Consider the following 15,831-nt stretch of genomic DNA (forward strand, 5'->3'; position numbering starts at 1 on the left):
CAGCACGTCATCGCGTTCGCGGTCGGCGGGCGCCGAAGGCGACCAGCCCCACGCCCGCCGCCGTGACCAGCCCGGCCCAGATGGCCAGCACCGTCACCGAAGCTCCCGTGACCGGCAGCCCCCCGCTCCCGCTCGACGGCGTGGAAGCCGCCGCCGTGGTGACGGGCATCCGCAGCTGGTGCGTGTTGCCGTTGCTGTCGACGCCCGAGGCCACCAGGTTGTGCGAGCCGGCCGGGATCGAGGCCGGAATGGTGACCTGCTTGGTGAAGGAGCCGTTGGCGTCGGTGGTGGCCGTTCCGAGGACCACCGGTGAGCTGTACAGCACGACGGTCGCGGTCGAGTAGGGCGCGAAGCCCGTGCCGACGATCGTGATCTGCTGGGACGGCGAGACCTTGGACAGCGTCCCCTCGGTCGTGGTCAGCGTGGTCGGCGCCGCGGTCGGAGCGGCCGGCGGCACCTCCGGGTTCGCCGCCGTCACCGGGGTGGAGGCGAGCGAGTCGGCCGAGTCACCCGACGGGGCGTGCGCCACCACGGTGTACGTGTACGACGTCCCGCTCACCGCCCCGATCACGCACGACGTCGCGGTGCGCGCGTTCGTGGTGCACGTGGCCGGGCCGGGGTGGGCGTAGACGGTGTAGCCGGTGACCGTACTGCTGGATGCCTGGGTCCAGGTGACCACCACCGAGGCCGTCCCCGCGGTGGCCGTCGGAGCGGCCGGGGCCACGGGAACCGTGCTCAGTGCGGCGCTGGTGCTCGCCGGACCGGTACCGGCGGCGTTGATGGCTCTGACCTGCACCTGGTAGGACGTCTCCGGGGTCAGGCCCGGGATGGTGCGGTCGGCGTCGAGCGGGTTCCAGGTCTGTCCGCCGTCCGTCGAGACCTCGTAGCCTGTGATGGGCGAACCGCCGTTGGCCGGGTCGGCGAACGACACGACCGCGGAGGTGGCCGCCGGGGTGAAGGTCAGCGTAGCGGGAGCGGCCGGCACGGTGGCCGGGGTGACCGCCGACGACGCGGTCGATTCCGCCGAGTCGCCGGTGCCGTTCGTGGCGTGCACCGTGAACGTGTAGGCGGTGCCGTTGGTCAGGCCGCTGATCGTGCACGGGCTGGAGGGGCAGGACGCCGTCAGGCCGCCCGGGGTCGCCGTCACCGTGTACGACGTGATCGCCGCGCCGCCCGTGCTGCCCGGCGCCGTGAAGGTCACCGCGGCCGAGCCGTTGCCGCGCGTCGCGCTCACGGCCGTCGGCGCACCGGGCACGGCGGCGGGGGTGATGGACTGGTTGGTGGACGGGTGGCCGTCGCCCTTCGCGTTGACCGCGCGGACGCGCACACCGTACTGCGTGCCGTTGGTCAGGCCGGTGACCGTTCCGCTCAGCGTGGCGCCGGTGGGCGTGGTGGGCAGCGTCGCCCACGTGCCGCCGCCGTCGGTGGAGATCTCGTACCGCGTGATCGGCGAACCCTCGTTGCTCGGCGCGGCGAACTGGACGCGCACGCCGCCGTCGAGGGCGGTGGCGGTGACGGTCGGCGCGGCCGGGACGTCGGCCGGGGTGGTCGCGTTGGACGCGCCCGACTCGCCCGAGCTGCCGATCGCGTTCGTGGCGTGCACCGTGAACGTGTAGGCCGTGCCGTTCGCCAGCGGCGAGACCGTGCACGGGCTGGACGGGCAGGTGTTGGTGATGCCGCCGGGATTCGAGGTCACGGTGTACCCCGTGATCGTCGAACCGCCGTCGCTCCCGGGCGCGGTGAACGTCACCACGGCCTGGCCCGCGCCGGCCGTGGCGGTCCCGATCGTCGGCGTGCCCGGCAGCGAGGCGGGCGTGACGGCGCTCGACGCACTGGACGCCACCGAGTCACCGACCGCGTTGGTGGCGCGGACCGTGAACTGGTAGGCCGTACCGTTGGCGAGCCCCGTCACGGTGCACGGACTCGCCGCGCAGGTCTTGACGATCGCGCCCGGGCTGGACGTGATCGTGTAGCCGGTGACGGCCGAACCGCCGTTGCCCGCGGGCGCCGTGAACGACACCGTCGCCTGCGTGTCACCGGGCACGGCGGACACCTGCGTGGGCGCACCCGGCACGTCGGCCGGGGTGACCGAGTTGGACGCGCCCGACTCGCCGGAACTGCCCGCGGCGTTCGTGGCGTGCACCGTGAACGTGTAGGCCGTGCCGTTCACGAGCGGCGAGACCGTGCACGGGCTGGACGGGCAGGTGTTGGTGATGCCGTCGGGATTCGAGGTCACGGTGTACCCCGTGATCGTCGAACCGCCGTCGCTCCCGGGCGCGGTGAACGTGACCGACGCCTGACCCGCCCCGCGCGTGGCCGTACCGATCGTGGGTACGCCCGGCGGAAGGGCCGGCGTGACGCTTTGCGAGGGATCGGACTCCGGCGAGTCACCGTTGGCGTTCGCGGCGTGGACGGTGAACGTGTAGCCCGTACCGTTGGCGAGACCGGGCACGGTGCACGGGCTGGACGGGCAGTTCGTGACGATCGAGCCAGGGGTCGAGGTCACGGTGAATCCGGTGATCGGCGAGCCGCCGTCGGTGGTCGGATCCGTCCACGACACCGTCGCCTGCGTGTTCCCGGGCGCCGCGGTCACCTGCGTCGGCGCGCTCGGCACGGCCGGCCCGTTGAACGTCAGCGTGACGTAGCCGTTCAGGCCGTCGCCGGCGACCAGCCCGGGCAGCTGGACGCCGCCGGTGCCGCTCTTCAGCCCGATCACGCCCGCCGACAGGTAGGTCGGGTGCGCGTACGACGAGCCGCCACCGCCGCCGGCCTCGTAGATGTTCAGGATGCCCTGGTTGCCGGTCGCGCCGCCGCCACCGCCGGCGTAGCCGCCACCACCGGTGCCGCCGGCGCTGTTGTTGGGGTACGTGCCACCGTTGCCGCCGGCCGCCAGGGTGAGCGAGCTCGGGTTGTCGTTGCCGCCGGCCGTGCCGGACGCGTAGTTCCCGGCCCCGCCGGCGCCTCCGGTCGCCCCGCTGCCGGCCGCGCCGGGTGCCGCCAGGGCCGGGTTCTCCGACGTGCCGGGCGCGCCCGCGTTGCCCCCGTCGCCGTTGTACGAGCCGCCGCCGCCGGCCCCCGCGACGGCGAGCTTGGCCAGCAGGGACTGTCCGGCCCCGAGCGCGAACACGCCCGAACCGGTGCCGCCGTAGCCGTAGCCGTGGTTGTCGCCGCCACCGCCGGTACCGACGATGACGTAAATCGACGTGGTCCCCGGTGGAAGCGTCGCGGTGCCGGTGACCTCGGCCCCGTGCCCGCCGATGTGCGACCGCGCGGGATAGCCGGCCCCGCCGCCGGCCCCGACCACGTCGACATCGATCGACGTCGTCCCCGCCGGCACCGCGAGCGTGAAGTTGCCGACGCTCGTGCACGAGACCGTGCTGCGCGCCGCCGGCGCCGAGCCGTCCGTGCACGGCGAGGTCACCGCCCACGCCCCCGTGGCCGGGACCAGCACGGATCCCGCCACCGCCATCAGCCCGCCGATCGCCCCCGCGACCCGCCGCCCCATCGACCCCATGTCATTCCCCGGCTTTCGAGCGCTGGCCGCCCGAAATGCGGCATATCAGCAGATTGTGCTGACAGTATCACTATGCGTGATGCCACGGTCACCACCCAGCACGCATAGCCCAGGAACAACAACCGCGGCGGCACCCCCTCGGGCGGCATGACGGCGGACAGCCCCCAGGGCAGCACCAGCGCACCGAGCGGGACCCATTTCGCCTTGGTACCGCCCAGCAGGACCGCCGCCACCGGAAGCAACACGAGCGCGCTCAACCCGCAGATCACGTGCACGGTGCCGCCGGCACTCAACCGGTCGAGCGGCGTCACGACCGGATCGGCCACGAACAGCCCGACCCCGGCCGTGCCCACCGCGCACACCCACAGCACGCCCAGTCCCAGTCGCTGCCGGCCGCGCACCGCCGGCGCGACGGCCACCGCCAGGCACCCGTAGCTGACGGCGGCGGTGAGGAAGGCCAGGACCTGCACCCACCCGTGCCGCCCGATCGCGTACTCACTGACCGGCTTGTGCACCGGATCGATCTCCGGCCGGACGAGCATCGCCACGACCAGCAGCACCTGATACCCGACGATCGCCGCCGCCGAGATCTTCGCCGCCCTCGCGGTGCCCTTCGTGAAAGTCCTCATGCCCCGGAGGTCGGAGCCGCGGCCCGCGGACGGACAGCCGCCGCGGATCGTCGCCTTGCTGGAAACACAGCGGGGCGCGGCCAGAAGTGGCCGCGCCCCGCCTGCGTCGCAGGTGTGACTAGTGGTGCACCGGGTACAGCGCCGGCCGGCCGGCGGAGGCGCTGCTGTCGGCGCGCAGGGTCTGCGCCTTGGCGAGCGAGTCCGACGCGGTCGGGTCCGGCTGCGGGAGGGCGTCGCAGCTCTTGTCGGGGCGGTCGCCCGACTTGCGCTGCGGGAGCTTACCCGTGGCCAGGTAGTCCGCGATGGTGTTGTCCACGCACTCGTTGCCGTTGAGCGAGTTGGCGTGCGTGGTCTGGCCGACCTCCGCCAGCAGGGCGCTGTGCGGGAAGCGCCGGCGGGCCTCCAGGCTGCCCTCGAACGGGGTGGCCGCGTCGAGGGTGGTGCCGACGAACAGGACGCTCTTGACCTTCGAGCCGTCGACCTTGACCGGCTTCTGGGCCTTGGCCGGCCAGTAGAGGCACGGGGCGTTGAACCAGGCGTTCGACCAGGTCATGAACGGGGCCTTGAGGAACGTGAGCCAGTTGTCGCGCTCCCACTGGTTCCAGCTCTGCGGCCACTGGACATCGGTGCACTGCACCGCGTTGTAGACCGCGAAGCCGTTGTCGTCGCCGGGGGCGATGTAGCCCTCGTAGGCGTCGACGATGGCCTGGGTGTCGTGGTTGTTGGCCCACGCCGAGAACGCGTTGCCGAGCTCCAGCCACGTCGACTGGTAGTAGCCGGCGTACAGGAAGATGTCCGTCCACTCGCTCGCGCCGACCACGCCGCCGGCCGGGGCCGCGCGGAGTTTCTGCTGCTCGGCGTACCAGCGGAGTTCGACCTGCTTGGCGGTCTTGCCCAGGTGGTAGACGCTGTCGTACTTGGCCAGCCAGCCGAACCAGATTTCCTCGTTGCGCTGGAAGTTGGTGTCCTGGTCCAGGTTGGCCTGGTACCACACCTTGCGCACGTCGACGTTGCCGTCGAGGACCATGCGGCGCACCTTGTCGGGGTGCAGGGTGCCGTAGACCTGGCCGAGGTACGTGCCGTACGAGAAGCCGTAGTAGTTGATCTGCTTGGCGCCGAGCGCCTTGCGGATCGACTCCATGTCGTTGACCGAGTCCACCGTGGTCATGTGGTTGAGCAGCTCGCCGCCGGCCTTGCCGCAGGCCTTGGCGTAGCCCTTGGACTTGTCCAGCCAGAGGTTCTCGAGGTTCTTGTTCCACGGGATGTACTCGGGGCGCGGGCCGGCGAAGTAGTCGTCGTCGCAGTGCAGCGCCGGGACGCTGGAGCCCACGCCGCGGGGGTCGAAGCCGATCCAGTCGTAGGCCTCGCCGGCGCCGTTGGGCACGTACTCGCCCAGGACCGACAGGGTCAGGCCGGAGCCGCCGGGGCCGCCCGGGTTGACCAGCATGACGCCCTGGTAGTCCTTGTCGGCGACCTTGTGCTTGATGCGCGAGACGGCGATCTGGATCTTCTTGCCGTTGGGCTTGTTGTAGTCCAGGGGCACGTCGAGCAGGCCGCACTCGGCGCCGCGGCGCTGCAGGCCGGCACTCTCGCACTGACCCCAGGGAACCGAGGCCGAGTAGCCGTCGGCGCTCGATGCGCCGGGAGCGGCCAGGGCGCTCGCGGCCGGCGCGAGGGCCACGGCCATGGCCGTGGCGGTGAAGAGGACCAGCCCCTTCACGGTTCTGTTCGTCAAGACAACCCTCCCAAATCTGCCCAAATCTGTGCAGTGGCCAGCTGATTCGGGTCAAACAATGTCACGCCGATGCTTTCGGCCCGGCCCGCCGCGCGGAACCCGTAACACCCTTTCCTCCACCCGCGAAAAACCGATGTCTCGCAACAATCGAACTCCGGTACAACGGTTGGATGCTGCGCAAGTACCCCCGGACGCCCCACCTGCAGGGCTCGCGGCTGCAGCCCGGGGACCACGACCTCGCCCAGGTCCCGTTCGCCGAGCTGGCCGGGCGGACGCTGGTCGTGGAGGAGAAGCTCGACGGGGCCAACGCCGCCATCAGCTTCGATGCCGACGGGACGCTGCGGCTGCAGTCACGCGGTCACTATCTGTCGGGCGGGCCGCGCGAGAAACAGTTCGCCCCGTTCAAGGCGTGGGCGGCCGGGGTGCAATACCGGCTGTGGCCCGTGCTGCGCGAGCGTTTCATCCTGTACGGCGAGTGGCTCTACGCGAAGCACACCGTCTTCTACGACGCGCTGCCGCATCATTTCTGCGAGTTCGACGTGTACGACCGTCAATCGGAAACATTCCTGTCGACGCCGCGCCGGCGGGAGCTGCTCGACGGGCTCGGGGTCGCGTCCGTGCCGGTGCTGGCCGACGAGGCGTTCCCGGACCTGGCCGCGCTGACCGAGCTCGTCGGCCCGTCGACCTGCCGCACGAGCGGCTGGCGGGACGCCCTGCGCGAGGCCGCGGTCGCCGGGGGCGCCGACCCGGACCAGGTCGCGCGCGAGACCGACCTCGCCGAGGAGATGGAGGGCCTCTACCTCAAGCTCGAGGACGCCGGCACGGTGCTGGGCCGCTACAAGTGGGTCCGGCCGAGCTTCCACACCGCGATCCTGGACTCCGGCAGCCACTGGCAGGACCGGCCGATCGTGGCCAACCGGGTCCGCGCGTGAGCGAGCTCGCGGCAGCGCTGACGGGCCTCGAGGAGTTCCGGTTGCGGCCTTCCGAGGAACAGCAGCGGGTGTACTCGGCGGCGCTGCTCCTCCCGGAGGGCGAGCTCGGGGCGCGGCGCATCCTGTGGGAGCGCGGGGTGCCGATCGCCTGGCGGGAGCACGTGGCCGCGCTGGTCCGCCACCACCGCCTGCCCTTCGGCGCGCTGGACCGCCCCGACCTCGACCGGGTCGCGTTCCGGGTCAGCCTGCTCGCCCGCAATGACGATCTTGCGCTCCTGGCGGCCGCGGTCGCCGGTGGAGATCAGGACCTTCTCGGGGACGTCGCGCTTTTCCGGCAGTACACCGGCGAGCTCGGTTGTTTGGACAAGGCCCGGGAATTCGCCTCGGATCATGCGCGGTTCGAGTATTTCCGGACGCCGGGGCGGGATCCGGCCTATGCCGCGTTCGACGCGACGACCTTCACCGTGACCGTGATGTCCGGGCTCCCGGGCGCCGGCAAGGACCACTGGATCGCGGGCAACCGACCGGGGGTACCGGTGGTCAGCCTCGACGACCTGCGCGCGGAGCTGCGGGTGGGCCCGGCCGACGACCAGGGGCCGGTGATCGCGGCGGCCTACGCGCGGGCGCGCGAGCACCTGCGGGTGGGCACGGCGTACGTCTGGAACGCCACGAACACGACCCGCGCGCTGCGGTCGCGGGCCATCGGGCTGGCCGCGGACTACGGCGCGCGGGTCGAGGTGGTGAGCGTGGAGGCACCGCCGGACGTGGTACACCGGCGCAACCGCGAGCGGGGGCGGACGGTGCCGCCGGCCGTGATCGACCGGTTGGCCCGGCGCTGGGAGCCGCCGGACCCGACCGAGGCGCACGCGGTGCGCTGGGTCCTGAACGCCTAGTGGCGGGCGGTCGTGATGCGCTGACGCTGCATCGCGAGGGCCTGGAGAGCTGACGAGCGGATCAGCAGGAGCGGGATGAGCGGCTCGTTGGCGGCGATCGGGCGCGCGTACGGCCGGTTGTCGCAGGCCCAGCCGTCGTGGATGTCGTACTCGATGGACAGGGCGCCGTTGTTGGTCAGCTGGTAGTCCAGCAGCACGCCGGGGCCGAGGGAGCGGGTGGCGATCTCGCCGGCCATGTGCGGGATCGGCGAGAAGAAGAAGGCGACCTTGGGCACCGGCTGGAACAGGTCGACGTCCATCAGGTCGAAGACACCCATCGGCTGGTACATCCCGTGGGAATCGTGGACGCACAGCCCGGCGCCGAGCTCGGCACGGCCGGTGTTGTCGATCTCCATGTGGCCGGCCGGGCCGCCGGGCGTGACGATGCCGGCGCCGTCGTTGCCCGCGACGGTCAGCACGCTGCCCAGCGGGGCCGGGTAGTTGTGGGTGGCCACGACCTTCGTGCTGGGCGCGTGCGCGATGTGCCGGGTGGTGAACATCGAGTACGTCTCGGTCCAGGTGATCTCCATGTGGCGCTCGAGGTAGTGGGCCGAGAGCCAGATGGTCGGAGCGCCGCTCGCCGAGGTCGCGATCGCGTGGAGGCCGAAGAGCGCGAAGTGGTGGTCGCGCAGCTGGTCGATCGTGGCGTCGTTCATGTCGATCGTGAGTTTGTGCTGCTCCACGCTGTCCTCCAGGGATCCGTACGGGCTCTGGAAAACAGTGTGGAGCGGGCAGGTTGCACGACCGGGCAATCAGTGAAAATCGTTCACGACGGCCTCCGCGGCCTGTCGCAGCTCCTGCTCGTCGGGCAGCCAGGCGTTGGCGATGTCCGGGTGGAGGCTCTCCCGGGCGAGCTCGATGAGCCGGTGGCTCACCTCGTCCACGGACTCGCCGTGGTAGTCGTGGGCGATGGTCTCCGCGGCGCGCTGCAGCGCGGAGGTCAGCTGGGCCTCCAGCGGCTCCTGGAGCCGCTGGACGGCGGGGTCGGCGTGGTCGGCGTCAATCGTGACGTGCAGCTCCTGCATGGCCCTGATGATGCCCGCTGACGCCCGGTTTCATGCTTAGGCGGCGACGGAGCGCCGCGACTGAATTGCCTGAATTGTCCGGGAGGCCCCCGGGTAGGCCGCGCGGACCTGGGCCAGCGCCCACGCCATGCGCGTCACCGCGGTCTCCGGGTGGTCGCCGAACTCGCCGGCGACCCGCGCCGCGCAGCCCCGCACGCCCATCCGCCGCAGCGTCGCCGCGACCGCCGTGCGGATCTCGCCGCGGGCCGGGGTCTGCGAGCACTGCAGGTCCGAGGCGAACAGCGCCTCGGCCCGAACGGCCTCGAAAGTGGTGGTAGCCATCTCGCACCTCCTGTGCGCCTCGTTGCTGAGGTTCCCTGATGACATTCACGCTAAGGAACGGCGGACGGTTCGGGCTCACGGTTTCATGCCAGCGTCGTCTGTTGGTCACCATGGGTTGATCCACTAGCAGGGTGCACGGGTGGCGGGGCTGTGGCAGGGTGAGACAGTGTCCCTGACGCCCAGCACTCCACCTGGGACGCCCACCAGCGCGCCGCTGCCGCTGCACCGGGCGGCCCGCATCGAGGACGCGTTCCACGCGGTTCTGGAGCGGCGCCTGCGCCGGCGGGGCTGGAGCGTCGCAGTCACCGCCTACACGGGCTACGGCTCGGCGGCGACCCCCGACCGGCCCGGCTGGGTCCGGGTGCTCGGCCGCGTGCTGCTGGCCCGGCTCGATCCGAAGCCCGGCAAGCGGCTCAAGAAGCTGCGCGGCTGGCGCTCGTTCACGGCCGTGTCGGTCAGCAACGCGCTGGTGAAGATCGAGGCCGGTGGGCGTACCTCCGAGGTGCGCTGCGACCGCGGCGGGTTCATCGACTTCGTGATCGAGTCCGACCTGCCCCCCGGCTGGGGCACGGTCACCCTCCAGGTCGAGAACAGCGAGCCGGTCGAGGCGCCGATCCGGATCATCGACCCGGCCACCACCCGGCTCGGCATCATCTCCGACGTCGACGACACAGTCATGATCACCACGCTGCCGCGCCCGCTGCTGGCCGCCTGGAACACCTTCGTCCTCGACGAACACGCCCGCGCATCGGTACCGGGTATGGCCGTGCTCTACGAGCGCCTGGTCAACGCCAACCCGGGCGCGCCGGTGTTCTACCTCTCGACCGGCGCCTGGAACGTGGCCGCGACGCTGACCCGGTTCCTGTCCCGCCACCTGTACCCGGCCGGGCCGCTGCTGCTCACCGACTGGGGCCCGCAGCCGGACCGGTTCTTCCGCAGCGGCCAGGCCCACAAGCGGGCCTCGCTGTCCCGGCTGGCCCAGGAGTTCCCGGACATCCGCTGGCTGCTCATCGGCGACGACGGCCAGCACGACCCGGAGATCTACGCCGAGTTCGCGGCCGAGCACCCGGACAGCATCGCCGCCGTCGCCATCCGCCACCTGTCCCCGGCCCAGGCGGTCCTGGCCGGCGCGTTCCCCGGTGTGGCCGGCAGCCCGCGGCGCTTCCCGCCCAACGACCGCCGCTGGCTCAGCGCCCCGGACGGCGCCGGACTATGGCGCCTGCTCCGGGACACCGAGATCCTTTAACCCACTGTATGGGCGCCCTGGCACTGTTGATTACCGTGCGATGTCCTGAAAAGCAGTGGGGGAGCTCCGCTCCACCCACACCCCCTCAAAACCGCACCGGGTCGTACCTAGATGGTGGTTACGAGGCCGCCGTCGATCACTATGTCGGCGCCGGTGATGTTGCCGGCGGTCTCGGCGGCGAGCAGCAGCACCACTTGGGCCACCTCGCTCGGGCGGCTGAAGCGGCCGGTCGGGGTGCCGACGACCGCGGCCGCCTGGACCGCCGCCGGGTCCAGCCCCTGCGCCTGCGCGATGGTCTCCGCGACGCCGCCGGCACCCAGCCACAGCGGGGTCTCCACCGGGCCGGGGCTGACCGTGTTGACGCGGACCCCGGCCGGCCCGAGCTCCTTCGACAGCGATTTGCAGAAGCTGCGCAGCGCCGCCTTGGCCGCGCTGTAGTCGATCACCCCGGGGTCCGGCAGCGCGGCGTTCACCGAGCAGACGGTGACGATCGCCGACGGGGCGCTCCGCAGCAGGTGCGGTACGGCGGCCCGGGTGGCGCGGATGGCCGAGAACAGGTTGGCCTCCAGCGCCTCCTGCCAGTCCTCGTCGGTGACGGACAGGAAGCCGCCGGTCCGCGGGCGCACCGCGCCGACGTTGTTGACCAGCACGTCGATGCCGCCGAAGCGGTCCACGGCCGCGTCGACCAGCGCCTGGCAGCCGGCCGCCGTGGTCAGGTCGCCGAGGACCACGTGCGCGCCGAGGGCGTCGAGGTCCGGCGAGCCGTGCCGGGCACCGGCGGTGACGTGGGCACCTTCCAGTACAAGCGCGCTCGCAATCGCGAGACCGATGCCCTTGCCGGCGCCCGTCACCACCGCGCGGCGCCCCGCGAGGCCCAGGTTCACAGCGACTGTTCCTTGAGCCACGTCAGGCAGGTGTCGGCCACCTCGCGCCAGCCGGAGTCGATGGTGAGCGAGTGGGCCCGGTCCGGGAACGTGAGGATGTCGGTGACCGCCTCCGAGTGCCGGTACTGCTTCAGCGTCGCCCGGGTCACCGACTCCGGCACGGTGTGGTCCTTGCCGCTGGCGATGAGCAGCAGCGGGCCGCGGTTCTGGTTGTCGGTGGCCACCTTGGCCGGCGAGTGCGGGTCGAAGTTCGCCGTCGCCGCCTCGAACAGCGGCTTGCCCGGCGCGGGGATCGTCCAGCGCTCGAACAGCTCCTCCGACTCCTGCTCCGAGACCTCGTTGGTGAACGCGAACCGGAACTGCTCCGGGGTCAGCGAGACCGCGCGGTGCCGGTTGGCCGGGTTCTTGAACACCGGGAGGGTGGCGCGCAGGGCCGAGAGGGGCACGGGGAGTACCCCCTTGATCTGGGCGGCGTCGATGGCGATGGCGGCCAGCGCGCGGTCCTGGCCGAGCAGCTTCTGCGCGATCATGCCGCCGAACGAGTGCCCGATCAGGATCGGGGCGCTCGGGAGCCGCTCGATGATGCCGGCGAAGTGGGCCACCACGTCGTCGATGCCGTGGTCGCCGATCGCGTCCGGGTTCGCGCGCGAGGCCGCGACCGTCTCGCCGTCGCCGGGCCAGCCGGGGGCCTGCGGCTCGTAGCCGGCGTCGCGGAACAGCTGGACCCACGGGTCCCAGGAGGAGGCGTGCAGCCAGAGGCCATGGATGAAGAGCACGGGCGTTGTCACAGGAGTTCTCCACTCGTCAGGCGCCGGTCATTGGCACCGTAGGAGCGCTTCCATGGCGTCAGCTAGCGTCAGGTGACTGCATCAGGACGGCGGCCAGCTGGGCGCGGGACGTGATGCCGAGCTTGGGGAACATCCGGTACAGGTGCGAGCTGACCGTGCGGTGCGAGAGGAACAGCCGCCCGCCGATCTCACGGTTGGACAGGCCCTGCGCGGCGAGCTCGGCGATCTGCGTCTCCTGCGGCGAGAGGCGCTCCCGCGGGTTCGCCGTCGGCTGCCAGCCCCGCTCGCCGGTCGCGCTGAGCTCCTGGTCGGCGCGCTGGGCCCAGGTCCGCGCGCCGACCGCCTCGAACGTGGCCCGGGCCGCCCGCAGCGGTTCGCGCGACTCGATGACCCGGCGGCGGCGGCGCAGCCAGGAGCCGTACGCGAGCTCGGCCCGCGCCCGGTGCCAGGGCAGCCCGCTGCTCGCGCCCTGCATGGCCGCCTTGAACAGCGGCTCGGCCGACTCGTGGTCGGCGAGCACGGCCCGGGCGTACTCCAGCGCGATGATCGACCCGGTCGCGGGTGAGTCGCCGGCGATCCGCTCGACGCCGGCCAGCAGCGACCGGCCCTCGTCCTGCCGCCCGGTGCGCACCGCCGCCTCGGCCAGGAACCCGAGCGTCCAGACCTGCTGGATGCGCTGGTACGCCGGGTCGGTCGGCTCGAACACCCGGCGCATCTCGCCCCACGCCTGCTCGTGCCGGTTCGCGCCGAGCTCGGCGATCCCGCGGGCCAGCTGCACGCCGGCCAAGAGCGAAGAAGCGGCGTTGGGTGTACGGACCGCCGTGTGCTCAGCCTCCGCCAGCAGGTCGTGCCGGGTGTCCCAGCCCCGCCCGACCCCGTCGATCAGCGCCACCGCGATGCGCGCGGTCGCGGCCCACAGCGACTGCCCGGTCTCGTCGGCCAGCCGCATGGCCTCGTCGGCCGAGCTCGCCGCGTCGAACGTGCCCAGGTAGATCTCGCCCCAGGAGCGAATCGCCAGCGCCTCCGCGAGCAGGCTCATCCGGCCCTGCGCGCGCAGCTCCTGGATCGGCGTGGACAGGAACGCGACCGCACGGCGGAAGTCGCCGGTGCAGAACGCCGCGATGCCCAGCAGGCCCGCCGCGTCCGGCTGCCCGCCGGCGTCCGCGGGCCAGTGCGCGAGCCGCTCGATGACGACCGGCCCCTGCTCGATCGGCTCGGCCAGCGCGAAGATGGCCAGCAGCCGCGGGTCGCCGGCGGCCAGGTCCAGTTGCCGCGCGGCCCGGACGATCTCGTGGCGCAGTTCCGCACCCGGGTCGCGCCACCAGGCCCGCCGGGCCGCGCCGACCAGCAGCTGGGTGGCGAGCTCGACGTCCTTGCCCGCGGTGGCCTGGCGGGCGAGGTGGACCAGGTGGCGTACCTCGGCCGGCTCGCCGGTGGATCCGTCGTGGAAGACGCCCTCCAGCCAGATCAGCCGGGACCGGTCGCGCGGGCGCAGCGACACCCCGGCGACCTGGGCCTTGATCTGCTCGACCCGTCCGAACCGGCCCAGCTGGAAGCCGAGCTCGGCCGCGCTGAGCAGCCGGCCGGCCCGGGCCTGCGGGTCGGGACTGAGCGCGGCCGCCCGCTCCAGCCACGCCACGGCGGAGGCGATCGCGCCGCGGCGCTGGGCGTTGCCGGCCGCCCGCTCCAGCTCGGCCGCGATCCCCTCGTCGCGACCGGACATGGCCGACGCCCGGTGCCACACGGCGCGGTCCGGGTGCGCGCTCAGGACGCGCGCCAGCGCCTCGTGGGCCTGCTGCCGCGTCGCCGGGGCCATCGCCCGGCGCAGCGCCGATCCGATCAAGGGATGGTTTATCCGGTACCGCTCGCCGCTCGCCGTCAGCAGCCCGTGCTCGAACGCCGGCTGCGCGGCCGCGCGGTCGAGCGGCGCGCCGTGCAGGATCTGCGCGGCCGCGAGCACGTCGCCGAGCTCGTCGCCGTCATCGACCGCCGCGACGGTCAGGATGGCCCGCACCGCCGGCCCGAGGTGCTCGGCCCGGGCGGCGAACGCCTGCTCCAGCCGCGTGGTCATCGGCAGGTCGTCGTCGAGGTCCGCGTACCGCCCCGGCTCCAGCGCGGTCGCGAACTCCAGCAGGGCGAGCGGGTTGCCCCGGGCCTGATGCAGGACCCGCTCGCGCACCGCGGGCGGCAGGCCGGGCGCCCGGGCGTCGAGCAGCGCGGCGGCGGCCGTCCCGTCGATGCCGTGCAGCTCCACCCACTCGACCGTGTGCGCGTCGGTGAACGGCGGCGGCGCCGGCCGCGAGGTGCACAGCACCGCCACCCGCTCGCTCTCGATCCGCCGCGCCACGAAGGCCAGCGCGTCGACCGAGGGCTGGTCCATCCAGTGCAGGTCGTCGAGGGACACCAGCACCGGGGTACGCCGGGCCAGGTCGACGAGCAGCTCCAGCACCGCGAGGAACGCGAAGAACGGGTTCACCTCGACCGAGTCGCCCATCGCGAAGCAGGCGAGCAGGGCGTTGCGCTGCATGGCCGGGAGCCGGTCGGCCCTCGGCAGCAGCGGGCGCAGCACCTGGTGCAGGCAGGCGAACGGCAAGTGCGTCTCGGACTGGCTGCCGCGCGCGGCGAGCACGGTGAAGCCCTTGTCCCGCGCGTATTCCACGGCCTCGGCCAGCAGCGCGCTCTTGCCGACACCGGGCTCACCGAGCAGCCCGATCGCTCTGCTGGGATTCCCCCGGTCGCTGACCTTGTCGAGGTGCTGGGCGAGCGAACGCAGCTCGTCGTCACGCCCAAGGAGTTGCACGCCGGGTCGCACGCCTATGAGCATGCCACTCGGGGATCAACCTCTTGTCAGTGGCGCGGGGCCGCCGTCGAGGTCATCGGGGCGCCGACCTTGGCGATCAACTGGTGCAGGACGCGCTCGGCCTGGTCGTGCGGGACCTGGCAGGTGCCGGCGGCGATGTGGCCGCCGCCGCCGTACTGCAGCATCACCGATCCGATGTCCGTCGGCGACGTGCGGTCGAGGATCGACTTGCCCACCGCGAAGACCGTGTTGAGCTTCTGCTTGCCCCAGATCACGTGGATCGAGACGCGGGCTTCGGGGAACAGGGCGTACACCATGAAACGGTTGCCGGCGTAGATCGTCTCCTCGTCGCGCAGGTCGACCACGACGACGTCGCCGTGCATGCTCGACACCCGGCGCAACTGCTCGACGAACAGGTCCTGCTGCTCCCGGAACAGCTCGGCGCGCTCGGCCACGTCGGGCAGGGCGAGGATCTCCTCGACGTCCTGGTGGTCGATGCAGGCGTCGATGAGCTGCATCATGAGCTGGTAGTTGGAGATCCGGAACTGCCGGAAACGGCCCAGCCCGGTGCGGCTGTCCATGAGGAAGTTCAGCAGCGTCCAGCCGGTCGGCTGCAGGATCTCGGTGATGTCGTACTGCGCCGAGTCCGCCCGGTCCACCGCCTCCATCAACTCGTCGGAGACGTGCGGGAATCGCTCGGCCCCGCCGAAGTGGTCGTAGATCACCCGGGCCGCCGACGGGGCATCCGCGTCGATGACGTGATTGGTCGCCTGGCCCTGGTTGTTCCGGGCGGCCCGCAGCGTCTCCGAGTGATGGTGGTCGAAGACCAGATGGGCACCCGGCGCGTACGGCAGGTTGGTGAGAATGTCCGTCGGCCCGACCTCGACCTGGCCGTCCTGCACGTCCTTGGGGTGCACGAACGTGATGTCGCCGATGAGGTCGAGATGGCGCAGCAGCACCGCGCAGACCAGTCCGTCGAAGTCGCTGCGGGTCACGAGACGGTACTTCACTGCACTACCCCTATG

13 protein-coding genes are annotated in these 15,831 nt (G+C 72.1%); 3 read left to right on the forward strand and 10 right to left on the reverse strand.

All coding sequences use genetic code 11. From position 1 onward, the window contains the following. Positions 1 to 7 precede the first annotated feature (7 nt). From ACQP00_RS51365 to ACQP00_RS51375, 3 genes are all read right to left on the reverse strand, one after another. Positions 8 to 3,505, reverse strand: coding sequence for a beta strand repeat-containing protein (locus ACQP00_RS51365; RefSeq protein WP_433211891.1), 3,498 nt, complete (start codon positions 3,503 to 3,505; stop codon positions 8 to 10). Beyond that, positions 3,469 to 4,074 (reverse strand): DUF998 domain-containing protein, encoded by a 606-nt coding sequence (locus ACQP00_RS51370; protein ID WP_433211893.1) that lies wholly within the window; start codon positions 4,072 to 4,074, stop codon positions 3,469 to 3,471. The genes ACQP00_RS51365 and ACQP00_RS51370 overlap by 37 nt, the downstream gene beginning before the upstream one ends. A 187-nt stretch (positions 4,075 to 4,261) precedes the next feature. After that, positions 4,262 to 5,878, reverse strand: a complete 1,617-nt coding sequence (locus ACQP00_RS51375; RefSeq protein ID WP_433211895.1) for an alpha/beta hydrolase — start codon at positions 5,876 to 5,878, stop codon at positions 4,262 to 4,264. Positions 5,879 to 6,048: 170 nt separating this feature from the next. Here ACQP00_RS51375 and ACQP00_RS51380 point away from each other — a divergent pair, with 170 nt between their 5' ends. Next, on the forward strand, positions 6,049 to 6,810 hold the full coding sequence (locus ACQP00_RS51380; RefSeq protein WP_433211898.1) for an RNA ligase family protein: 762 nt from the start codon (positions 6,049 to 6,051) through the stop codon (positions 6,808 to 6,810). After that, complete coding sequence (locus ACQP00_RS51385) at positions 6,807 to 7,703, forward strand: AAA family ATPase (protein WP_433211901.1); 897 nt, start codon at positions 6,807 to 6,809, stop codon at positions 7,701 to 7,703. The genes ACQP00_RS51380 and ACQP00_RS51385 overlap by 4 nt, the downstream gene beginning before the upstream one ends. On the opposite strand, the gene ACQP00_RS51390 is transcribed toward ACQP00_RS51385, so the two are convergent. The 3 genes from ACQP00_RS51390 to ACQP00_RS51400 all read right to left on the reverse strand — a co-directional run bounded on the left by ACQP00_RS51390 (position 7,700) and on the right by ACQP00_RS51400 (position 9,088). Next, on the reverse strand, positions 7,700 to 8,425 hold the full coding sequence (locus ACQP00_RS51390) for a hypothetical protein (RefSeq protein ID WP_433211904.1): 726 nt from the start codon (positions 8,423 to 8,425) through the stop codon (positions 7,700 to 7,702). The genes ACQP00_RS51385 and ACQP00_RS51390 overlap by 4 nt on opposite strands. A gap of 69 nt (positions 8,426 to 8,494) precedes the next feature. After that, positions 8,495 to 8,767: a hypothetical protein gene (locus tag ACQP00_RS51395; protein WP_433211907.1), complete on the reverse strand. Its 273-nt coding sequence runs from the start codon at positions 8,765 to 8,767 to the stop codon at positions 8,495 to 8,497. Between the two features lie 36 nt (positions 8,768 to 8,803). Next, positions 8,804 to 9,088: a hypothetical protein gene (locus ACQP00_RS51400; RefSeq protein WP_433211910.1), complete on the reverse strand. Its 285-nt coding sequence runs from the start codon at positions 9,086 to 9,088 to the stop codon at positions 8,804 to 8,806. Between the two features lie 172 nt (positions 9,089 to 9,260). Here ACQP00_RS51400 and ACQP00_RS51405 point away from each other — a divergent pair, with 172 nt between their 5' ends. Further along, entirely contained in the window at positions 9,261 to 10,334 is a 1,074-nt protein-coding gene (locus ACQP00_RS51405; protein WP_433224327.1) for an App1 family protein, read from the forward strand. Positions 10,335 to 10,441: 107 nt separating this feature from the next. On the opposite strand, the gene ACQP00_RS51410 is transcribed toward ACQP00_RS51405, so the two are convergent. The 4 genes from ACQP00_RS51410 to ACQP00_RS51425 are packed head-to-tail and all read right to left on the reverse strand — an operon-like array spanning position 10,442 to position 15,816. After that, a complete protein-coding gene (locus tag ACQP00_RS51410) occupies positions 10,442 to 11,218 on the reverse strand; it encodes an oxidoreductase (protein WP_433211913.1) in 777 nt (258 codons plus the stop codon). Next, positions 11,215 to 12,006, reverse strand: a complete 792-nt coding sequence (locus tag ACQP00_RS51415) for an alpha/beta hydrolase (RefSeq protein ID WP_433211916.1) — start codon at positions 12,004 to 12,006, stop codon at positions 11,215 to 11,217. Before ACQP00_RS51415 ends, ACQP00_RS51410 begins: the two co-directional genes overlap by 4 nt. Positions 12,007 to 12,064: 58 nt before the next feature. After that, positions 12,065 to 14,818 carry an AAA family ATPase gene (locus ACQP00_RS51420; RefSeq protein WP_433211919.1) on the reverse strand — a complete coding sequence of 918 codons (2,754 nt, stop codon included), beginning with the start codon at positions 14,816 to 14,818 and terminating at the stop codon, positions 12,065 to 12,067. Positions 14,819 to 14,853: 35 nt separating this feature from the next. Continuing rightward, positions 14,854 to 15,816 (reverse strand): exopolyphosphatase, encoded by a 963-nt coding sequence (locus ACQP00_RS51425; protein ID WP_433211922.1) that lies wholly within the window; start codon positions 15,814 to 15,816, stop codon positions 14,854 to 14,856. Positions 15,817 to 15,831 lie beyond the last annotated feature (15 nt).

Origin of the sequence: Dactylosporangium sp. CS-047395, from assembly GCF_050942185.1 — a bacterium.
Taxonomy (GTDB): Bacteria; Actinomycetota; Actinomycetes; order Mycobacteriales; family Micromonosporaceae; genus Dactylosporangium.

What these genes read in the sequence shown, in the direction of transcription:
- ACQP00_RS51365 (WP_433211891.1), bottom strand. Translation starts at nt 3,505, where the DNA reads ATGGGGCGGCGGGTCGCGGGGGCGATCGGCGGGCTGATGGCGGTGGCG.
- ACQP00_RS51395 (WP_433211907.1), bottom strand. Translation starts at nt 8,767, where the DNA reads ATGCAGGAGCTGCACGTCACGATTGACGCCGACCACGCCGACCCCGCC.
- ACQP00_RS51400 (WP_433211910.1), bottom strand. Translation starts at nt 9,088, where the DNA reads ATGGCTACCACCACTTTCGAGGCCGTTCGGGCCGAGGCGCTGTTCGCC.
- ACQP00_RS51380 (WP_433211898.1), top strand. Translation starts at nt 6,049, where the DNA reads ATGCTGCGCAAGTACCCCCGGACGCCCCACCTGCAGGGCTCGCGGCTG.